16 protein-coding genes and 1 other RNA gene are annotated in these 19,410 nt (G+C 47.8%); 7 read left to right on the top strand and 10 right to left on the bottom strand.

All coding sequences use genetic code 11. The features are described 5' to 3' along the window. The 3 genes from L0156_24430 to L0156_24420 form a co-directional block, all read left to right on the top strand. Positions 1–589 (top strand): short-chain dehydrogenase (locus L0156_24430; GenBank protein MCI0606146.1); only part of this gene is annotated, 589 nt, incomplete at its 5' end. Between the two features lie 17 nt (positions 590–606). Continuing rightward, positions 607–933 carry a hypothetical protein gene (locus tag L0156_24425; GenBank protein ID MCI0606145.1) on the top strand — a complete coding sequence of 109 codons (327 nt, stop codon included), beginning with the start codon at positions 607–609 and terminating at the stop codon, positions 931–933. A gap of 4 nt (positions 934–937) precedes the next feature. Then, positions 938–1,192, top strand: coding sequence for a hypothetical protein (locus tag L0156_24420; GenBank protein MCI0606144.1), 255 nt, complete (start codon positions 938–940; stop codon positions 1,190–1,192). A gap of 5 nt (positions 1,193–1,197) precedes the next feature. Here the strand turns inward: L0156_24420 and L0156_24415 are convergent, their stop codons facing one another. From L0156_24415 to L0156_24390, 6 genes are read right to left on the bottom strand one after another with little or no spacing between them, the layout of a single operon-like run. Further along, positions 1,198–2,067, bottom strand: a complete 870-nt coding sequence (locus L0156_24415) for a DUF58 domain-containing protein (protein MCI0606143.1) — start codon at positions 2,065–2,067, stop codon at positions 1,198–1,200. A gap of 60 nt (positions 2,068–2,127) precedes the next feature. Continuing rightward, positions 2,128–3,099, bottom strand: coding sequence for an AAA family ATPase (locus tag L0156_24410; GenBank protein MCI0606142.1), 972 nt, complete (start codon positions 3,097–3,099; stop codon positions 2,128–2,130). Positions 3,100–3,141: 42 nt separating this feature from the next. Further along, complete coding sequence (locus tag L0156_24405; protein ID MCI0606141.1) at positions 3,142–4,590, bottom strand: hypothetical protein; 1,449 nt, start codon at positions 4,588–4,590, stop codon at positions 3,142–3,144. Between the two features lie 18 nt (positions 4,591–4,608). Continuing rightward, on the bottom strand, positions 4,609–6,027 hold the full coding sequence (locus L0156_24400) for an ABC transporter permease (protein MCI0606140.1): 1,419 nt from the start codon (positions 6,025–6,027) through the stop codon (positions 4,609–4,611). After that, a complete protein-coding gene (locus L0156_24395) occupies positions 6,024–6,947 on the bottom strand; it encodes an ABC transporter ATP-binding protein (GenBank protein MCI0606139.1) in 924 nt (307 codons plus the stop codon). The genes L0156_24400 and L0156_24395 overlap by 4 nt, the downstream gene beginning before the upstream one ends. Positions 6,948–6,954: 7 nt before the next feature. Then, positions 6,955–8,802 carry a hypothetical protein gene (locus L0156_24390; GenBank protein MCI0606138.1) on the bottom strand — a complete coding sequence of 616 codons (1,848 nt, stop codon included), beginning with the start codon at positions 8,800–8,802 and terminating at the stop codon, positions 6,955–6,957. A 184-nt stretch (positions 8,803–8,986) separates the two neighbouring features. Here L0156_24390 and L0156_24385 point away from each other — a divergent pair, with 184 nt between their 5' ends. The 4 genes from L0156_24385 (at position 8,987) to L0156_24370 (ending at position 13,817) form a co-directional block, all read left to right on the top strand. Continuing rightward, complete coding sequence (locus tag L0156_24385) at positions 8,987–10,378, top strand: Do family serine endopeptidase (protein ID MCI0606137.1); 1,392 nt, start codon at positions 8,987–8,989, stop codon at positions 10,376–10,378. 63 nt (positions 10,379–10,441) lie between these two features. Next, the gene (locus L0156_24380; protein ID MCI0606136.1) at positions 10,442–11,830 is read left to right on the top strand and encodes a sigma-54 dependent transcriptional regulator; all 1,389 of its coding nucleotides are present in this window, start codon (positions 10,442–10,444) and stop codon (positions 11,828–11,830) included. A 92-nt stretch (positions 11,831–11,922) separates the two neighbouring features. Then, positions 11,923–12,281, top strand: an RNA gene (gene rnpB / locus L0156_24375) — RNase P RNA component class A. A gap of 30 nt (positions 12,282–12,311) precedes the next feature. Then, on the top strand, positions 12,312–13,817 hold the full coding sequence (locus L0156_24370) for a DnaJ domain-containing protein (GenBank protein MCI0606135.1): 1,506 nt from the start codon (positions 12,312–12,314) through the stop codon (positions 13,815–13,817). A gap of 199 nt (positions 13,818–14,016) precedes the next feature. Here L0156_24370 and L0156_24365 read toward each other — a convergent pair whose 3' ends face one another. The 4 genes from L0156_24365 to L0156_24350 all read right to left on the bottom strand — a co-directional run bounded on the left by L0156_24365 (position 14,017) and on the right by L0156_24350 (position 19,305). Then, entirely contained in the window at positions 14,017–15,351 is a 1,335-nt protein-coding gene (locus L0156_24365) for a hypothetical protein (GenBank protein ID MCI0606134.1), read from the bottom strand. Continuing rightward, positions 15,351–16,919, bottom strand: a complete 1,569-nt coding sequence (locus tag L0156_24360; protein ID MCI0606133.1) for an SPOR domain-containing protein — start codon at positions 16,917–16,919, stop codon at positions 15,351–15,353. Before L0156_24360 ends, L0156_24365 begins: the two co-directional genes overlap by 1 nt. An 11-nt stretch (positions 16,920–16,930) precedes the next feature. Further along, positions 16,931–18,481 (bottom strand): tetratricopeptide repeat protein, encoded by a 1,551-nt coding sequence (locus tag L0156_24355; GenBank protein MCI0606132.1) that lies wholly within the window; start codon positions 18,479–18,481, stop codon positions 16,931–16,933. A gap of 149 nt (positions 18,482–18,630) precedes the next feature. After that, positions 18,631–19,305: a Crp/Fnr family transcriptional regulator gene (locus tag L0156_24350; GenBank protein ID MCI0606131.1), complete on the bottom strand. Its 675-nt coding sequence runs from the start codon at positions 19,303–19,305 to the stop codon at positions 18,631–18,633. Between the last annotated feature and the right edge of the window lie 105 nt (positions 19,306–19,410).

The following is a 19,410-nucleotide window of genomic DNA, read 5'->3' as shown; positions in this document are numbered from 1 at the left end:
TGAGTGGAATGTGCCAGTGTGGGAGCATTCACTTGCGGGTGGGCTGCACATGTTGCGGCTCGCAATCGATACGCACATCATCACGAGCCACTTCGCGCTAGCGCTCCTGATCAAGTCTCCGGGCGGACTGGTTGTCGAAGTAACGGACGGTACTGCCGAATACAACAATGCAAATTACCGGTTGTCGCTGTTCTATGATCTGGCCAAGACCTCGATTATTCGCATGGCCTGGGCGCTGGCGCAAGAACTGCGGCCCCACCATTGCACGGCCGTTGTTCTGACTCCCGGCTGGCTGCGTTCGGAGATGATGCTGGATAACTACGGTGTCACTGAGGCCAACTGGCGCGATGCGATCGCGAAGCAACCGCACTTCGCAATCACTGAAACGCCACGTTACATTGGCCGAGCCGTCGCGCACCTCGCGGGAGATCCTGAAGTTGCACGCTGGAGTGGTAATTCTCTTTCGAGCGGCCAGCTCGCAAAAGTTTATGGCTTCACCGATCTTGACGGTTCACAGCCCGACTGTTGGCGCTACATGGTTGAGGTTCAGGATCCAGGTAAACCAGCTGATGTGACAGGATACAGGTAGGGTAGAATTTAAATTCTATGATTGATGAGATTTTGCGCGGTCTGTTCGGTGAGATGGTTTTTGGTCGTCTCAGCAATTCGAAGCGCATTCAGCTGATTGCCCGTTTGTTTTTCGGCCTCCTGGGTTCTGTTCTGGCGATCATCGGCATCTACCATTTCCTGTCCGGCTCTGTAATGCCATCCAAAAACCTGGCGATGCGAGCGAGTGTCCTTGCGCTTTTTCTTTTTCTCGGCTGCTTTTCGTTGTTTAATGTCGCCCTCGGACGCAAATGGAGCTGGCCCGGTAAATTTTTCTTTGCGAGTCTGGCCGCTTTATTTGTAACCCGGATCCTGTTTGGACCTTAAACCAATGGTATCCAGTAAAGACACTTTCGAATCATCTGAAGCGATCTATGAATTCATCGAAACACTGATCTCTGAGTTATGCGCAAACGGTTATGATCCTGGTCCATTAGAATCCGTGCAACAAACAGCGTACACCACGGGGTCCGAATGGTCTGGAGATTTGCGTGCCGCTCTAAAGGAAATACAGAAGCAACACATTCGTGAGGAAGCTCTGAAATCAAGCCTGCAGCGAGTCATGAAGCTGGTGAAAAATGTTTAGCACCATCACGCCAGAACTCCGGTTTTACGGAGATTTTGCAGAACCAGCAAAGATAAAGGAGTTGAGGTTCGAATAATGTAGAATGAAGCAAAGCTGCGAAACGCAGTTTGTTTCAAAGTTTCCTGCATCTGGCTTAATCTTGTTTTGTACCTTTTGAGCACGGAAGGCGTAATCGAGACTTCTGAATCTGCATTCGTCTCAGAATCTAACAAACGCAAATCACCCCGAAGCGTGGGCTCCATCTCCTCTTCGGTCAGCACCTGCAAACAATGCAGCTCGTTTCCGGCAGCGGCTAAAAGTTTCATTCCGTCCCAACCGTCCAGCGAATAAAAGTCGGACATTAGAAAGTAGATTCCTTTCGGGAAAGCAGACAGCGCTATTTTCTTAAGTGCAGCACTCCATTGTGTTGGACCACCCGTTTCTAACTGTTCCATCTGTTGAACGACCGGGAAGAATTGTGGCAACGACGAAATGGTGATGGCGCGAAATGAATTATTTTGAACCAGAAGGATGCGGGGCTTATCGTAGTTGATCAAAGAGACATAACTGAGTGCTGCAGCGAATGCTTTGCAGTATTCATACTTTGTGGGTTCTCCAAAATTCATCGATTCACTTGCATCCAGAACGAAATAGACCGGTTTGCTTTCATCTTCCAAAAAGAGCTTCAGGAATAAGCGGTCGGTCCGAGCATACACATTCCAATCGATGCTTCGGATGTCGTCACCTGGAAGGTACTCACGATAGTCGGAAAATTCGAGACTCGATCCTTTTCTCATGCTGGCGCGTTCGCCACGATGGTGATATCGCAGCCTTCTCCGTGAGGGTATGTGCACTTGTTCCAATTGAGCCAGGAGCTCACGGGTGAGGAGTCTCATTTCTCCAACCCCCTCTTAGTCTCCCCCTTCTTAAGGAGGAGAAATCCACGTGCAGCCATCTCATTTAGACTTTAAGAGTTCCGTAATCAGGAAATCTGTTGAAATGTTTTCGGCCTGGCCTTCAATATTTAATAGGATGCGGTGCCGTAAGGACGGAAGTGCTGCTTCGGTGATATCTTCAATGGCGACATTGAAACGCCCTTGAAGGAGCGCGGAGATTTTTGCAGACAGGATGAGTGCCTGAGCGCCGCGGGGGCTGGAACCATAGCGAACATACTTGCGAATAAAATCGGGCGCTTGTGGATGTTCCGGATGAGTTTTAAGAGTCAGCTGAGCGGCGAACTTCAAAGCATTTTCAGCGGCCGGAACCTGATAGATGAGACTGGCAAACTCGCGTATTTTTTCACGTCCCACGACCGGTTCCAATCGAATCACTTCTTCCGTGGTTGTGCGGTTCAGAATCGTTAACAATTCCTCTTCAGCTGGATAAGGGACCAGAACTTTGTAGAGAAAACGATCGAGCTGGGCTTCCGGCAAAGGATAAGTACCTTCCATTTCGATCGGATTTTGCGTGGCGAGCACGATGAATGGTTCTTCCAGCTGGTACCTTTGTCCTGACACGGTGATTCCATGTTCCTGCATGGCTTCCAGCAGCGCAGATTGGGTTTTCGGTGTTGCACGATTGATTTCGTCGGCAAGCAAGACGTGAGTGAATAGAGGACCTTTCTGAAAACGAAATGCTTTTTGGCCTTCCGCACTTTGCAGGAGAATGTTCGTTCCGATGATATCGGCCGGCATCAAATCGGGCGTAAATTGAATGCGCGAATAATTCAGATCGACGCTTTCCGCAAGGCTTCGCACGAGAAGCGTTTTGCCCAGTCCGGGCACACCTTCCAGCAAAACATGGCCGCCCAGGAAGAGCGCGCCAATCGCGCGATCTATGACTTCTTCCAGACCTACCATTCGCTTTTGAATCTGCTTGCGAATGGATCTATAGGTATGACGGAACTGTTCAGCTTTCTCTTCGATCATTTTGAACCGCCAAGGCGCCAAGACGTCAAGTTTTGAAGATTGCTACTCGATATTTTCAAAGTATTTTTTGACGATTTGCTGATAGGAGGGAGGAACGCGCTCCTTACGAACGGCTGATTCATTTTGATTTTGCCCGGAGGGTTGCAGCGCTCCATTTTTTAGAGTGGAGTCCTTATCCAAACCAAAGTTGCGCACTCTTGTGTACTGCGGATTTCCATTTTCATCCCATTGACTCTCCAGGTAAAGCGGGTCTTTGCCGGCATTTTCGCGCTGGCCTTCGTACAAGCGTTCGTATTCGGCTTTCGTTCGATCCTCTACGTACTCGCCTGTTCCTTTCTTGGTTGTGTCGAAGCGAGAGGGGCCCGTATCTTTGTTTGTGGTTCCTGCGCCATCTTCGACTCCCCCTTTTCCTTTTTCGACATCACGGTCTTTCAGCCGGCTATCCGTTGTAAATTGTCTCTTTCCAGTAGAGACTCCCTTTTGCGCTTGCCCCACGGCTTTTTGCAACTCCGCGCGCATTTGTTCAGCCTGGGATTTCTGGTTTTGATATTTTTTTAAAGCGTCCTTCAAAGCCTGAAGGTCTTTGCCGCTCATGTTTTCCGTGTTCAGATTCCGCCGGTCGATTCCGCCGGACGGTTCCTTTCCCTGGAGAGCGTTCTGAAAATCTTTCGCTAGCTGTTCGAGCTCCGCTTTTTGCTCTGCTGTCAAACCATCACCTTTTGCTTCCGGTTGCGCCGCATCTTGCCATGCTTTTTCGAGATCTTTGCCAAGTTTTTGTTGATTCTGCGCATTGGATTTTTTCAGCTTCTCCTCCAGTGCATTCAACTTTTTTAGGGCCTGGGCCTTATCAGTTTGGGGCTTCTGAAGATCCTGAGCAATTTTCTTGAATTCTTGAAATAGTTTTTTCGTTTCAGGATTGAGCTTTTGATTCTGCTGCAGCCGGTGAATCGTTTCTTCCATTTCTTTTGCGCCGGTGACAATCCTTGTTCGCTCTGTTTTTTGTACGATCACCTTGTTGGGTACAGGCAGAAATGGAACAATCAATAGTGATGCTGTCAGAAATGCCAACAATAGGAGAGGAAGGAGAGTAGCAGATCGAATTCCGGCAACGCGAAACGAGGACACGGCGTCGAGCTTTGGCAAGGTCTCGCGCACAAGTGGTTCGAGGAAGGGATGGCTGCTCCTTCGCAATTCAACGTAAGTTGTGAGACGTTCTTTCAAAGAATAGAGGCGGTCGATCGCGGCTGCGTTAACGTTGTCGTTCCTGGAAACGAACCATGCGATGGATCTGCTGAAGAAAAATAAGAGGAGCATTCCTGCGCTGATCCAGAGAACAAAGGGAGTGTACCACAAATACTTTTCTGCAATTAGATTCGCTAATCTCCAGATCAGATATGCGCAAGAAACGAGCACGAGGCACTGTGTAAGCAGCGAGAGGAGCTGAAGAGTTCTGACGTTACGGAGCAGACGCGAAATCTTATTTTGCTCCATGGGCTTAACAATACATACTTAGCCCGCCTGGCGCAAATGCTTTGAGGCGCGCAGACTGGCAATCGTAAAAAATGCGAGACTTGCTATGTAAACGGCAACCAGGATCGGAGTAACCAGAAAGAAATCGAAGATGGTGGTCGCAGATTTTCCGGAATGATAAAAAGCAGAAGCAAGTATCACGAGCAAAACCCCCAGAATGTAGGAGACAAAAATTCCGCGGGCCTGAACTCCAGACAGTCTCATGGCAATGAAGAACAGCAACCAGGGAAAAATCCAGAGCAACAGAATAAAGAGCGCTCGGAATACAACCGTTGGAGGCACGGCGGTGCACAGAACTATATTGAGAGAAATGCTTGTAAGTACGATCAATAAATAAAATGGGCCGGTGGCCGGATGATTAAGAAACAAGTTTTTAAGGTGAAGCGTCTGCCGAAGCGGTTTTTGTCGAAATCGTTTTTCATCCTGTTCCGTAAAAACTCCCATAACAAAGAAGGGGAGCGTTACCATTAAGGCTGCAAAGAGAATCTGGTACTGATCCTCGACCTGTTTTGCAGTGAAGGGACGATACGAATTCAAACAGAGGATTCCGGTTGCGGTGTAAAGATTGATGAGAGCCAAACCGATGATGCGCGCGCGGGGATTTCTTTGCAGTTTACGCGTGTCGAGAGCATTATGCCCCCACGCGACGAAGAGACATCCGATCAGGATGTAAAGGGTGCAATAAATCGTCCAGACCGGCACGTCTACACCCCAAATCTTCAACGGTACAGGGGCAAAGATTTGCCTCCAGATAACGAGCCACGGAGAAAGCACGGCGTATCCAACATCAGCCGGCTCGCGATAAGCGCTGCCGCCTAAGATCGCCAGCGAAATGTAAGAGACAAAACCCACAAGCAGTGAAAGTATGATCCCGATGATCGTTCGGTTTGAGCCTATCGAAATACAGATCGCCGCAAGGATTACCACTCCAAAGAAAAGGATGAGGTACAGAAGGGGAAGCACAAGGTCCAGATAAGTTAATCCGCCCATGAAAAAGAGCGTTGAGAATATGGGCAATGAAGAAAATAGGATGAGGCCGATAATGATAAAAGAGTGCAAGAATTTTCCGAGCACAAGCTGAATATAGGAGAGCGGAGTCAATTCCAGCAGTTCATAAGTGCTTCTTTCTTTTTCTGTTGTAAAACTGGCAGCGCCAAGGATCAAAGCGATCAGGCCAAGCAGGATAGAAACGGCAACCACGAAAGAAAAGAGAGTCACTTTAGCGTCGCTGGAAAGTGTTACCGGATTAAAAGTGGAAGATGTGCTCGAACCAACTGCGATGAGCGCGATTGAGGAGAGGATTGCAATGTAAACGGGAACCAGGAAAAAGATTTTTCGGGATCTCATTTCTTCGCGGAGCTGTTTTATCACCAGTGGATTTACCAGCAGGTCCTTCATGCAACTTCTCCGCGGGTAATTTTCATGAATAGATCTTCCAGGTTCGCTGTTACCGGTTGAAACGAGGTAATCCGGAAATTCTCACGCACGAGAGTTTGCAGAATGGATGCAATTTCCTCATCACTTTTCGTGCAGGAAAATTCAAGGGAATCGGAATTCCGGTTTACCTGATCAATTCCCATGTTTTTTAAGAAGGCTTCGATCGTTTCCAACGGATCAATGGCAGTCAGGCGATACTGCCGCGCAAGGTTAATCCGGGCTTCAATATCCGTGATGCTTCCCGAAATGACGAGCTGGCCGCGTTCGATAATCCCGATGGATGTGCAAAAATCTGAGAGCTCCGCAAGAATATGTGACGAGATCAGGATCGTCTTGTTCATCTTCTTGAGTTCCTTTAACAGTTCTCTGATTTCAATACGCGCCCGCGGGTCGAGACCCGATGCAGGCTCGTCGAGCAGTAACAATGCGGGATCGTGAAGCAGCGTTTTGGCGAGACACAATCTTTGTTTCATGCCGCGAGAAAGCGATTCAACGAGTTCATTCTTTTTGCCCGTAAGGTCCGTCAGCTCCAGCACATCATCGATCAAGCGGGGCCGCCTGCCGCGTGAAATTTGATAAGCAGCGCCAAAAAAATCCAGATATTCCCAGACAACAAGATCCGGATAGACGCCGAATTGATCCGGCATATATCCGATAATTTTTCGCACTTCGCCCGGTTCCACTTCAGGATCAATGCCCGCGATCCGGATTTTTCCCGTGGTGGGTCTCAGTAGAGTTGCGAGCATTCGAATCGTCGTTGTTTTGCCAGCTCCATTGGGTCCGATAAATCCGAAAATTTCTCCTTCCCGAATCTGAAGATTCAGAGAATCGACGGCTTTCAAAGGTCCGAAATACTTGGTCACATTTTCAAGTTCAATCATCGCTACCTCAATACGTGACAGTCGGCAGCCACGGATTCAACACAATGGCATCAGCCGAATCGGCATATACCGCTATGTAGATCGTTGATTCTGTTTTGCGTCCCCGGCCATTTACGATCAGCTCTCCTTTTGCGTCACGGATTTCTCCGAAGAAAAAATGAGGATTTGAAAAAGAGGATGAATACAAATGAAGTAGGTCGCGAAGATGTCTTTCCGCAAAAGGCGGATAGCGATCGCTTTTGAGCGGGAAGGAAAAGGATTTTGTGGACCCTGCTTTCACAGTTCCGAGTGCCGCGGCGTTCCGGCTATCGTATAGAAAAAAGGATTCTTCTATGTCGTAGTTCGTTCCATTCAGAATTTCGCCATGCACCTCCTTGGAATTAAGACTGAACTTCAGGTTGAGATTCAAATAGACGGTTTGCAAATCAAAAGCGTCAAAAGACCGGAAGGTCCACCGTTTCATGCTCTCTCCGAGAAGTTGGCGCGGCAAATCTTCCGAAAGAACAAAAGGCTCCGGCTGATAGTTGAACGATTGAAATGCAGTTTTCCGCAAATAGCTGCTTTCGGAACTGGATTGAAAATCGAAGGTACCAGATTCGGACATAACCGCGCCATAAACTTGATACACGGTTTGCTGCTTCAATCCGGGAAAAACTTCGATTACCCCGACGTTCGTGATTTTGCCGCGGCCCGCTTGTCTGTACTTTGTGTAGCCAAAAGATGCAAAAGTAAATAAAAGAATAATTGCCGGAAAAGAGAACCAGAGTAGTGAGCTCTTCCTTAGAAACTTCAAGATCAAGTATTGAAAAGGTCCTATCGCGCAAATGTAGATGAAGAAAAAGAGGGCGAACCATTTGAAATCGGGAAGTTTTAAACCGGGAATATTGTAGAGATCTTTTTGAACGCGCGGGTTTTCATCCAGTTTCTGTCGAAATCTTTGTTGAAACACCGGGTCACCGGTGGGAGTTGTTGGATATACGATAGCGGTCCAGAAGCGCGCGAAAATATTGCGAAGGTTTTCTGGGAACTGGGAGTAATCGAAAGCAAAGTAGGTGATGCTCCCCTTATAGAAGGGCGATGATGTGATGAGACTGTTTTCCTGGGAGAGCATGACGAGATCCCGGTCACTGGGACGCGTTCTAACGGTTTGAGCCGGAATTTCAAGCGTAGGGAAGGGTTCGGTCGTTTTTCTTATCCAGGAGCGTGCGAGAAAATCTCCGGTGGAGATTTGATTTAGTTCGGGATAGATCTCCGGCAAATGGTCCCGGATCAATGGATCTTTTAAAATGGCGAGGTCCGTGGCCGCTGAACAAATAAGAACTCCACCGGAGGCCACGTGTTGCACAATCGATTTCCATTGAGCCGGTAGCAACTGCGCCGGCGATAGGGATCCAACGGCAATTCCGTCCGCTGTCGCGTATGCCATCCATTCGGCAAACAGATCTTGCGGTCTGTAGTAGACCACAAAACTTTTCCCACCCCAGGGATTTTCCTGACCGTTTAGAAATTGATGATTGTATTCATCGGCTGAAATCACCAAAAGCAGGTTATCTCGATGATTGAGAGCGCGTGGATCCAGATTCGCTTCCAGAACCTTGTTTCCGGCATTGTCATAGATGACATAACTCAGGCTTTCGTAATAGCTGGAATGGTAGTATAGAATCTCAACTCTTTTCCGCGTGGTTTCTCCCAGATCGAGAGATTTTTCGAAAGTTGTATTTCCTTTTCGGACCTGGATCTTGCCCTGGAATCGTTCGCCGGCATTTCGGATTTGAAAAACAACAGGAACCCATCTCTCGGCGCGAACGTAACCGTCTAATCCGATGGTAACCTTCTCCACCTGAACCGCTGCCATACAGACAGGAGGAAGAAGTATCAAAAAAAGGAAAAGAGAGAACTTATGGAAGATCATGCAAAAAAGAAATTGTATCATGTACAAAGTAGCACAGGCGTCCCGGCTGTGTGGAACTTCACAGGCGAGACGCCTGTGCTACTCATATTTTTTTGCATTCTTTTTCCGGTTATGGTGAAATGATGCAATGCAATCTCCGCGGGTGTTCATGGCGGCTGGACTATGCGGCGTCATCTGTTTGGCTTTAGGCATTTTTATCGGAAGTTCTCGGATTACAGCGAGCGATGCTCCGCTGGAAACGCGTAGGGAGCTGATGGATCTATCGGATGCTTTTGCGGAAATTGCCGAACATGTGAATCCTTCCGTCGTTCACATCAGTTGTGTAGGACCGGAGGTCGCCGAAGAGCGGGAAGAATTACAAGAAGAGGAACAGGACGAGAGTCCATTTGGTTTTGGATCCGGAGTGATCATCAATCCGGAGGGCTATATTCTGACGAGCAGCCATGTCATCGATTCGGCTGCAAAAATAGAGGTAAAACTCTCCGATAACCGGCAGTTTATTGCAAAACTGATCGGTCAGGATCGTGAAACGGATCTGGCTCTGATCAAAGTGGATTCGGAGAATCCACTTCCCGCCGCTCCGATGGGAGATTCGGACCGGTTGCGTCCCGGACAGCTGGTCATGGCGATCGGAAATCCTTTTGTTTACGATCACACGGTCACGGTTGGTGTTATCAGCGCTTTAAATCGAAAACTAGGAACCACGATTTTTGATAATTTCATTCAGACTGATGCCGCAATTAATTTTGGAAATTCGGGTGGTCCGTTGCTCAACGTGAAGGGGGAAGTAATCGGGATTAATACCTTGATCAGCTCTCAGGGAACCGGAATTGGTTTTTCGATTCCCATTAACATGGCAAAAGAGATTCTGCCGCAGTTGATGGAAAAGGGTAAAGTTCGGCGCGGATTCTTAGGATTGGTGCCGCAAGATATAACTCCTGATTTGCAAACAGCCCTCGGCTTGTCGCAGAAAGAGGGTGTCATCATTTCTTCGGTTCAGCGGGATACGCCGGCTGCTAAAGCAGGTTTGAAACGCTACGATGTGATTGTGGAATTCGATGGAAAAAAGGTCCAAACAGAAGATCAGTTCCGCCGCTATGTTGCTGAGACTCCACCAGGACGGAAAATAAGACTACGAGTTCTTCGCGATCAAGAAAGTTTGGAAATCCTTTCGGAGCTCATGGAAAGAGATCTTGTTGAAGCAAAAGCTCCAGAAATTCCGCTACAGAAAAAGGAATCAGACCGGGTCGGTTGGAAAATCGAAAACTTGCAAGCGGCTCACCCTGTGTTGCAACCGGATCATGAGAAAGGCGTGGTAATTCAGCACATTCAATCCGGTCGCGCCGCCGATATTGCAGGCCTGAGAACCGGCGACATCATTCTCGAAGCCAACAAAAAACCGGTCGCTGATGCGGCCGCTCTGGAGAAGGTTATCGCCGAAGCAAAAAAAGGGGAGATTTTCTTGCTGTACATTTACCGTTTCGGAAGCTACCTGGTCGTCACCCTTCAAGTCCCCTAAGCTCTTCATTTGACACCGCTTTCTCCTCTTACTATATTTTGAGTGTCCTTTTTAGGTGACTGAATGCCAAAGCCAAAAATTCTCGTAATTGACGATGAGCCGGATATTCAATCCACGCTCAAAATGATCCTCGAATACGAAGGCTACCGGTATATTTCGGCTTTGAACGGTCCGGACGGGATTCGAATCATTGATGAGGAGCATCCGGATGTCATTTTTCTGGATATCAAGATGCCAAATATGGACGGCGGTGAGGTCTTTGACATCTTGAAGAAAAAAGGTCTGGTCTCCCCGGTGATTATCATATCGGGCCATGCATCAGTTAGCACGGCAGTGGATTTTATCAAGCGGGGCGCTTTCGATTTTCTGGAGAAGCCGCTCGAACGGGAAAAACTCCTCGTTGTGTTGCGTAATGCTCTGGAAAGAAAAAAGCTCATGGAGGAATACCGCGAGCTAAAGCTTCAGGTGGAAGAACGGTTTCAGATGATCGGCGAAAGCGATGCAATGAAGCGACTCCGCGAAGCGATTGCAAAAGCAGCTCCCTCCAATTCAACGGTCTTGATTCGCGGGGAGAGCGGCACCGGCAAAGAACTGATTGCCCGGGCAATATACAAGAATAGTACCCGGGCAGATAAGCCTTTTGTGAAGGTCAATTGTGCGGCGATTCCCGAAGAGCTGATTGAAAGCGAGCTGTTTGGTCATGAAAAGGGATCTTTTACCGGAGCTGTTGACAAAAAGATTGGGAAGTTTGAGCAGGCCGATGGCGGAACCATCTTCCTGGATGAAATCGGAGATATGAGTCATCGCACGCAGGCAAAAGTCTTGCGTGTCCTGGAACAGGGGGAACTGGAAAAGGTTGGCGGATCGAAACTGGTTGTGGTCAATGTGCGCGTTATTGCTGCCACCAACAAGCATCTTGAAGAGGAAATTGAAGGGGGGCGTTTTCGCGCAGATCTTTTCTTCAGACTGAACGTCATACCGATTTACGTTCCACCTTTGAGTGAACGTTTAATGGATATTCCGCTTTTGGTCAGGCATTTCGCTGATCATTATGCGATTGAAAATAATTTTGCGCCGAAACAGTTTTCACAGGAAGTGCTGGATCGATTCCAATCCTTGCCATGGAAAGGAAACATCCGCGAGCTAAGAAATGTGGTAGAACGTTTACTCTTGATGAGCTCGGGAAATGTCATCACTTTGCAGGATCTGGAGACAAGCATTCCAGGAATGGTGGGAGAAGTGAAAACAAGAGAACTCGATATCTCCCTGGGTCAGTTGGAGACTTTGAAGGATTTTAAAGAAACTGCAGAGAAGCTTTTTCTGATGGAAAAATTGAAGCAGAATAACTGGAATATTGCGAAAACAGCAAAAAAAATTAAGACTCCTCGCAGCAATTTGTACAAAAAACTGGAACAATATAAGATTGCAATCAAGAAAGAAGGAATCGTTTAGGATTTCAGATTTTAGATTTCAGATTTAAATGTGAAATCAGTAATCTGCAATCTTCAATCTTATAAAGGGGGGGTGAGAGGTTCAAAGTGACCGGAGAAGGCAAGATGATCGCTGGTCCGCAAGATCAGAGGAAAGTCCGAACTCCGCAGGGCAGTGTGGTTCCTAACAGGAACCGGGAGCAATCCCAGGGAAAGTGCCACAGAAAACATACCGCCATGAGTTATCGTGGTAAGGGTGAAATGGTGCGGTAAGAGCGCACCGCTTTTCTGGTGACAGAAAAGGCAGGGTAAACCCCACATGGAGCAAGATCAAATATGGTAACTTCGAGATTGCCCGTCTCATTATGGTTACCGGGTAGATCGCTCGAGAAATCCGGCAACGGATTTCCTAGATGAATGATCATCCTCTGCGAAAACAGAGACAGAATTCGGCTTACCAACCTTCTCCGGCAACTTTGAACCTCTGCTAAAATGAAAGCGACATGAAAGGAATTTCGCAGCTCCTGATTGGAATCCGGCTTCTCAGCACCATTCAAAAGTTTTCCGCACAGCTGTCGTTATTTCTTGATTCCGGCCGTGTGTACCTCTATTGCTACACCGATAAAGTCTTGTTTGTGGAACTGGGAGATCTGTTTCCTGCATCCTGGCTCGCTCAAACAGGTATGACGAACGTTGCCGCAAAGATTCGAAGTACGACTTCTTCCCAAGAGAAAGTGAACGCCTTTAAGGTGGTATCGGAAAACGCTGAACTGAGAACGTCGTTTGCGGACGTTGTAAAGAAACACCTTGGGGAGTTTTTCATTTCTGATCTAAAGAAATGCGAATTAAAAGCTGATCCTCTCCTCGTGTCGCAGCCTCTCTTCAGTCTATCCGAATTATTTTCCGATTGTGCTGCTCTTCTGAACTCCAATTTTTTTTACCAGGAACTCTTGTCGAGTAATGATATAACGTTTCAACTTTCTGCGGATTACCTGGAAAGAAGCACAAAAGTGAAGATCACATTGCAGCAAGGCTATCTCCTTTCGCGTCTGGAACACTCGCAGTCAATTCAAGACATTGTGCCGACTGTTCCGGCGGATGAGGAAACAACCAAGAAAAATCTTCTTCTGCTTTGGTCGTTCGGGATTCTGGATTCCACCCATTTGGGCCGTATGCTCCCACGTATGGACCCTTCCTATGTTCCCGGTAAGGGGTCGGAATCGCGCGTTCATCACGCGGACAGTTTTTCCAGCGATGTTCGCAAGCAGATTGAGATGATTGATCAAACCTATGTGGGTCTTTCTCATAAGGACTACTACACTTTACTGGGTGTGACAACAAAAGCGGATCTGCCACAGATAAAGACCGCTTACTATCGCCTGGCGCGAAAATTTCACCCGGACCGGTTTTACGGATTGGAAGATCCGGTGCTAAAAGAAAAGATCGATATCATCTTCTCCACAATCAATGTCGCTTATGAGACTCTAAAGAATCAGAAGAGCCGCCATATCTATGATACTTCTTCCCTCGATGATAAGCGGATCAGTCCCTCCAGCGTAATGTCAGAACCCTCCATGTCGGTTCCGGAGAGTCATGGAAAGGTCGCAGAAGATTATTATCAGCGCGCGCAGAAATCTTATTCCAGCCGAAATTTTTTCGAAGCTGTTCAGTTCTTGCGCTCCGCAACTCAGATCGCGCCTGATGTTGCAAAATACTGGCGGCATCTTGGAATTGCGCTTTCAAAAAATGATCAATGGCGAAAGGAAGCGGAAGATAGTTTTCAAAGGGCTGTCGACATTGAACCGGAAAACGCCGAAAATCATCTCTATCTGGCCTTTCTCTATCGAAATTCGGCCCTCAAGCTGCGCGCAAAAAGATGTTTCATGAAAGTCCTGGAAATCGATCCCCAAAATGATGTTGCCAAAGATCAGATTGCTCAGATCGATGCCGAGGAATCAGCTTCGCAAAAGAAAGGACTTCTGGACAGTTTTTTTAAGAGGAAACAGTAGTGGCAGAGCATTTTCATTATCGCGCGTTTATTCACGCTCGGTAACTAGACCCTGACCTTACTCGAAATTCCTATCGCGTAAAATGCTCTGCTGACATCCAGGCAAGCAGAGCATTTCTTCAGGTAAAGTCTGCTAGTGCAGGTTGCTGGTATTTTCGAGAATCTAGGATCTGTACAAATTATGTGGAAATGCTCTGCCACTACTCCAGCGATAAATCAGTCCGCCAGCGGTTTTCCATGTCTTCCAATGAGACCAGATAGACGTCCTCAAATGCCTCAGAAAATCTTTCTTGTTTTCCTAACCGGTCGAGGAGCTGGTTCATCTGATACAGCCGGTGACGATCGATGAGGTATTCAATGAATGATAACGATTGGAGGTAGAGAATTGCTGCAGTTTGCGCATTTACTGAGGCAAAACTTCCTTCCAGTTTCCGGAATTGCGGAAGGCTATTAGACGTGAGCAAAGTTTTCAGGCCCTGTTTTCCTTGCTGCGAAAGGCGCTCTCCTTCTGAATATTTGGCAAGTCCTTCGTGCAGCCATCCCGGGCAGTTCTTGAGCGTCTTGAGATCAACAAAGGAATGAGATAACTCGTGTACCAGAACTCCTTTCAACTCGTCATTGATGCTGCTGAGCCCTTTTATGGGAAGCTTGATCTTGCCGTCATTTGCTCCCGCTGACCACATGGGAACATCCATCACATTGAAATACTGCTGCCGCGGATAAAGGATCACCACAAAGGGTTCTGAAGGATAGAACTCATACTGCCGCGATAATTGGCGGTACGCTTCTTCAAGAAACTCCGCGATCTCAGCGGTTACCGAGCTTTCGGCATGTCCGCCGTCATATCTGATGAGGAAATGGCTGCTCACTGAGCTGTTGTAATCGGCGGACGCGGTCTTCTCTTTTTCGAGTCTAGCTAGTTTTTCGCGGATTTCCGGATCCTCATTTGCCCTTAGAGATCGCGTCCAGTAATCCCGGGCCACATCCAGCTCTTCTTTGCGCCAGTGCATTTCCGCCAGATAGTTCAATGCGGTCGTATTGTTCGGATTTCTTCGTAATACTTCACGGAAATTCGTCTCCGCGTTCCAATCATCTTTTAGAAGGTAGTAGGCGACGGCGAGGTTCAACGTCGTCGCTTCATTTTTGTAATAGTCACAAGCTTTTTCAAATTGTTCGAGCGCGCCGTGAAAGTCCTTTTTTTCGGCCAACTCCATCCCCCGGTCTGTGTAAAATCGCGCCAGACGTTCCTTTGTTTTTGTGTCTTCCAGAATCTGTTTCTGCGTGGGTTCAGCTGCGAGCGTGATTTTTGATGGCGGGACTGTTTCCGGTTTTTTGCTTTCCGATTTTTCGATCCGGATCACCATGGATTTCGGAATTGACACGGTTCCGCCGGCGATCGTGTATTTCACTTCATTTCCTTCTTCCCGCGCGCCGGTGCACTCGAGCTTCTTGCCATTCTTCAAATGAATGATATCCGCATGCAGCGTGCTCGCACTGAAGATGAGAAGGAGAAAGAGCAACGCGTTGAACCGCATCAGAAAATCACTTTCGAAATCTCTACAACACTTGCTGGAGAGCTTTGCTCGATGAAGATATTCGGCAAGGTCTTGACGGCGTCTCGTGCTTCGCTCTTGGATGAAAATTGACCGAACAGGACGCGATGGCAAATCTGGTTCTTGTAGTTTACGGGCAGAACGATAATTTCGTTTGAATAGTTCAGCATCCGGTGCGTGTCTACCACGGTCTTTGCCTGACAGGCAATCACCAGCTGGATGGTGTAACCATGGGCCGCGTTCGCCAGAGTGCTATTCCAGGAATTCGCTGCATCGGCAACCCTGCCATTACGCAGGAGGCGGAGTGGCCCTTCCGGTGGCATTTCAGGGATTCCGGGCGGCTCAGCCAAACCGGGCTCGGGAGAGTTCACCGGATTGTGGCGCACCACAGGTGAAGCCGAAGATGTCACGCTCTGAGCGTTTCGTTGAACGTAATAAAACACAGCAAGGGCAGCAGCCGTCGCTACTAATAAGATAGTAGCAAGTCTCTTCCAGCGGATTCCGGGTGACGCAGGTTGCCCCATGCTTAGCATCGGCACGTCTCCCTCTAGCGCAGGCTCCTCGAGAATCGGTTGAAATACTGATTGCACTTCGGAGGATAGTTCTGCTGGTGGTTCTGGTTCCGGGATCTTTTCTTCCTCTTCTTTTACGGGAGGAATTGTCTCGGTTTTTGCAGGCTCAGGCTTGGAGATTTCCGCTGCGGGCTCCGGCGATTCCACTCTCACATCGGAAGCCGGAGAAACATCCTCCCGATTCTCTTGCGCCGCGGAGTCGGGCGCCGGTGGCTCCACTGGAACTTGCACAGGCGCTTCCCCGACGGGAGCAGGCGATGTCAACTCTAATGGTTCATCCATGATGGGCCTGACCAGATCAAGGTACTCCAGCGCAACAACGGTTTTGCAAATTTCAAACGTGTCTAAATTAGATGTCTCAGCGACCTGATGCAGTGAAATTTGCCCATTTAACATGGAAACCACTTCAGTCACCGGCAAGTTCAGTGTTCGATTCTGCTCCTCAAAATCCGATGCAACGGCGTAAACAGCCTCCGGCGATCCAATGTGTTGCAGAATCCATTCACGATTTTGCGTTTTAATGATTCCCTTATAGACCATAGAAGCTACCGGCAGGTTCAGGTGGATCATTTCTTGCGGAAGCTCGCTTTCATGAACCTGATATTTTCCCTGGTTCCAGAAAAGCAGTTCATGAATAATTCCGTCTACTTGCGCGTGCGCGCCCCACAACAGGTCTTTTGCGCTGATGTAGCCAAGCTCCAACAATGTTTTCCCGAGCGAAACGTTCGGTTTCAATCGTGCTTGAGCGTCCTGGACTTGTTCGGGAGTGAGCTTGCCCGCGCGTTTCAGCACTTCAGTCAAACGGTCCGCTTTGTCATTTGAAGCGGCGAAGGAAATGGTCCCTTTTTGAAAGTAGGTAACTTTTATGGTCGGCGCATTTTCCAGGCGAATCATTCCGGTCAATCCGGATTCAGCGGCATCTTTCAGTAACTCTATGAAAGGCGTTTCACTTAAGAGCCCCTTGGTGGGAAACTTCATCTTAACTCTTGTTAACTCTTGCCCTGAGCTATCTGTCGTAATCCTCGCTTTGCAGTATTGCGATCATCCGAAGCAATAAATTTTGTTACCAGCGCTTTTTCGTAGGAACGTCTAGCCGCGATCGCCTGTTTTTTGGCTTCGTAGATCTGACCGAGCTTCACATAAATTCCAGCAACCAGCCATTTTGGTTCTTTCGGGTTCTTTCTTAGAAGTCTTTGGAGTTGGCGCTCCGCTTGTTCGTAGGAACCCTTTAAATAGGACAATTCAGCCATGTAATAATTTGTGAGATCGTTGTTCGGATACCGCTTTAAAACAGCTTGAAAAGAGGCTTCGGCCTCCTGGAATTTTCCTTCGGCGGCCAATCTCCTTCCTTCCAAATTCATGCGGTAAATGTTGGCTTGTGTCTGGTTGTAATCTCGATCGCGATTCTTGAGCGCCTCTTCACGATAATTGCGATAATCACGCAGAGAAAGCACTTGATTGTATGCGTCTTTCGCTTCCTTTCTCATTCCGATTTGATCGTAAATACTCCCGAGTTCCAAATAGGTACGCGGGAGAATCCAGGCAGGTTGTTTCGGTTTCTGAGCAATCAAAACCTTGATCTCCTCGATCGCTTCCTCCGGATACAGCTGCCGGCTCTTCACTCTTGCGAGTTTTAACCATGCCTGATTCTTAATTTCAGAAGTGTAACTTGGCATTCCTTGTTTGCAGCGTTCTAGGATTTCAGCATAAATCGTTTCTGCCCGGTCGTAGTCATTGATTTCATCGGAAATCAAAGTGCCAAGCCAGTAGTGATACCAGGCGTTTTGGGGATACTTTGCGTGAAATTCCTCAACGATTTGTACCGCTTCCTGCGGCCGGTCTTCGAAGTCTCCGTAAAACCGGGCCAGAATCAACCGGGCTTCATCGCCAAAGTACATCGATTTTTTGGAAGCAATCTTGAGGTAATTGAGGCCTTTTTCTTTACTTCCTCCCGGCAAAAACAACAATGTTTTCAGAACCTTGGCGTATCCTGGAAGCGTCCCGGCCAGATAGTTATAAACACCCACGTTATAAAATGCATCGTACTGATCGGGTTGGATTTTCAGCAGCAATTCTAAATGATTTTTGCCTTTTCCGGCATCTCTGCCTGCCGAGAAGTAACTCCCCCTCAAACCCTTCACGCGAGATTTCAGTGAGTACGCGTTCCCGAGATAGAACAGCCCCGTGACATCGCGGCTGTTCTTGTCAAGAAGCCTCTCTGAGCGATCGATCGTTTGCTTGAGAAAAAAATCGAAGTCTTTGTCGAAGGGTGTTTCTTTCGCTTCTTTGTCATAGATATAAGAGCGAAAAATTTTCCACCAGTAGCCGTTGGCCATGAAGTATGACACGGCCGGGCTGTTTGGTCTTGATTTTTCTAGATCCCGAATCAGGCTGATGCCTGCATCGAAATCCGCATTTAGAAAAAGCTCATTTGCGCGAACAACTGTGGCATCGAAGGCTTCGTCCGAATGGAGACGATCAGCCGTCAAAGCGACTGTAGAAAAAGACACAAGGAGGAGAATGAAAAAGAAAAACTTCATCTTTTAAGATCCTCAAAAGAGCGGATTGGCTACACCGGACTTAAAGAATTCACCCGTTTCGACCGGCGTGCAACCTCTTCCGAGTAAGTGAAACAAAAATAGGGAGTTATTATAATGCTGCAGCAGGAAACGGTCAACGAAATGTCGCTTTACTGCAGGAGAAACTGAATCAACTTGGTTTCGTCAATGGTGATTTGTTGGCGTTTGTAGTCGATCAGACCTTCTCGTTTAAATCTTCCTAGAAGAGCTGTGACGGCTGGTCGATCGGTTGCAAGGAGCCTTGCCAGTTCCTCCTGAGTCAGTGTAAGGCTGGTTCGATGCCTTCCGTTCTTATCGCCATTCTGCTTGCCAAGCTTTAAAAGCAGTTTGGCAAATTTTTGTGATTCATGGTTCGTAGATAACACTTCCAGCTGCTCTTTTGCCTCGGAGATCTTTGAGCAAAAGAAGGTTAAGAAGCATCCGACTACCTCCGGTTTGCTGTAGAGCAGCTCGAAGAAGGTTCTTGCTTTCATAGAGGCAACGATGGATTCTTCGAAGGCAATAGCCTGGTCTGTTCTCCGTCCATTATTGCAGAGGCAAAGCTCGCCAAAAAAACCATTTTGGCGGATCATCTCGACGGTCTTTTCTTTTCCATCCAGACTGATGACGGAGACTCGAACCCGTCCTTTCTGAATCCAATAAAGCTCGCTAGCCGGGTCGCCCATCAAATAAACGATCTGGTTGCGCTTTATTCTCTTTGTGAAGAATGCATATTCAAAGTTTTTTGCCTGGTCCTTGATGAATTCACTCAGAACCTGACATTGTTCGTGTGTCCAAGATTTCATAACGGCAGTTTCCCCTCTTAGGAAGCTTTCTCAGGTTAGTCGTCGAAAAAGCTCTTCATTATACAGATTTAGCCCCTAGAGTGTCAATTTTAAGCCTCCCGACGC

Source organism: bacterium (assembly GCA_022616075.1).
GTDB lineage: Bacteria > Acidobacteriota > HRBIN11 > JAKEFK01 > JAKEFK01 > JAKEFK01.
The sequence above is the reverse complement of the archived record's forward strand: the minus strand, read 5'-3'. Positions and strand labels throughout refer to the sequence as shown.

What these genes read in the sequence shown, in the direction of transcription:
- L0156_24425 (MCI0606145.1), top strand. Translation starts at nt 607, where the DNA reads ATGATTGATGAGATTTTGCGCGGTCTGTTCGGTGAGATGGTTTTTGGT.
- L0156_24420 (MCI0606144.1), top strand. Translation starts at nt 938, where the DNA reads ATGGTATCCAGTAAAGACACTTTCGAATCATCTGAAGCGATCTATGAA.
- L0156_24415 (MCI0606143.1), bottom strand. Translation starts at nt 2,067, where the DNA reads ATGAGACTCCTCACCCGTGAGCTCCTGGCTCAATTGGAACAAGTGCAC.
- L0156_24410 (MCI0606142.1), bottom strand. Translation starts at nt 3,099, where the DNA reads ATGATCGAAGAGAAAGCTGAACAGTTCCGTCATACCTATAGATCCATT.
- L0156_24405 (MCI0606141.1), bottom strand. Translation starts at nt 4,590, where the DNA reads ATGGAGCAAAATAAGATTTCGCGTCTGCTCCGTAACGTCAGAACTCTT.
- L0156_24400 (MCI0606140.1), bottom strand. Translation starts at nt 6,027, where the DNA reads ATGAAGGACCTGCTGGTAAATCCACTGGTGATAAAACAGCTCCGCGAA.
- L0156_24395 (MCI0606139.1), bottom strand. Translation starts at nt 6,947, where the DNA reads ATGATTGAACTTGAAAATGTGACCAAGTATTTCGGACCTTTGAAAGCC.
- L0156_24390 (MCI0606138.1), bottom strand. Translation starts at nt 8,802, where the DNA reads ATGGCAGCGGTTCAGGTGGAGAAGGTTACCATCGGATTAGACGGTTAC.
- L0156_24385 (MCI0606137.1), top strand. Translation starts at nt 8,987, where the DNA reads ATGCAATCTCCGCGGGTGTTCATGGCGGCTGGACTATGCGGCGTCATC.
- L0156_24380 (MCI0606136.1), top strand. Translation starts at nt 10,442, where the DNA reads ATGCCAAAGCCAAAAATTCTCGTAATTGACGATGAGCCGGATATTCAA.
- L0156_24370 (MCI0606135.1), top strand. Translation starts at nt 12,312, where the DNA reads ATGAAAGGAATTTCGCAGCTCCTGATTGGAATCCGGCTTCTCAGCACC.
- L0156_24365 (MCI0606134.1), bottom strand. Translation starts at nt 15,351, where the DNA reads ATGCGGTTCAACGCGTTGCTCTTTCTCCTTCTCATCTTCAGTGCGAGC.
- L0156_24360 (MCI0606133.1), bottom strand. Translation starts at nt 16,919, where the DNA reads ATGAAGTTTCCCACCAAGGGGCTCTTAAGTGAAACGCCTTTCATAGAG.
- L0156_24355 (MCI0606132.1), bottom strand. Translation starts at nt 18,481, where the DNA reads ATGAAGTTTTTCTTTTTCATTCTCCTCCTTGTGTCTTTTTCTACAGTC.
- L0156_24350 (MCI0606131.1), bottom strand. Translation starts at nt 19,305, where the DNA reads ATGAAATCTTGGACACACGAACAATGTCAGGTTCTGAGTGAATTCATC.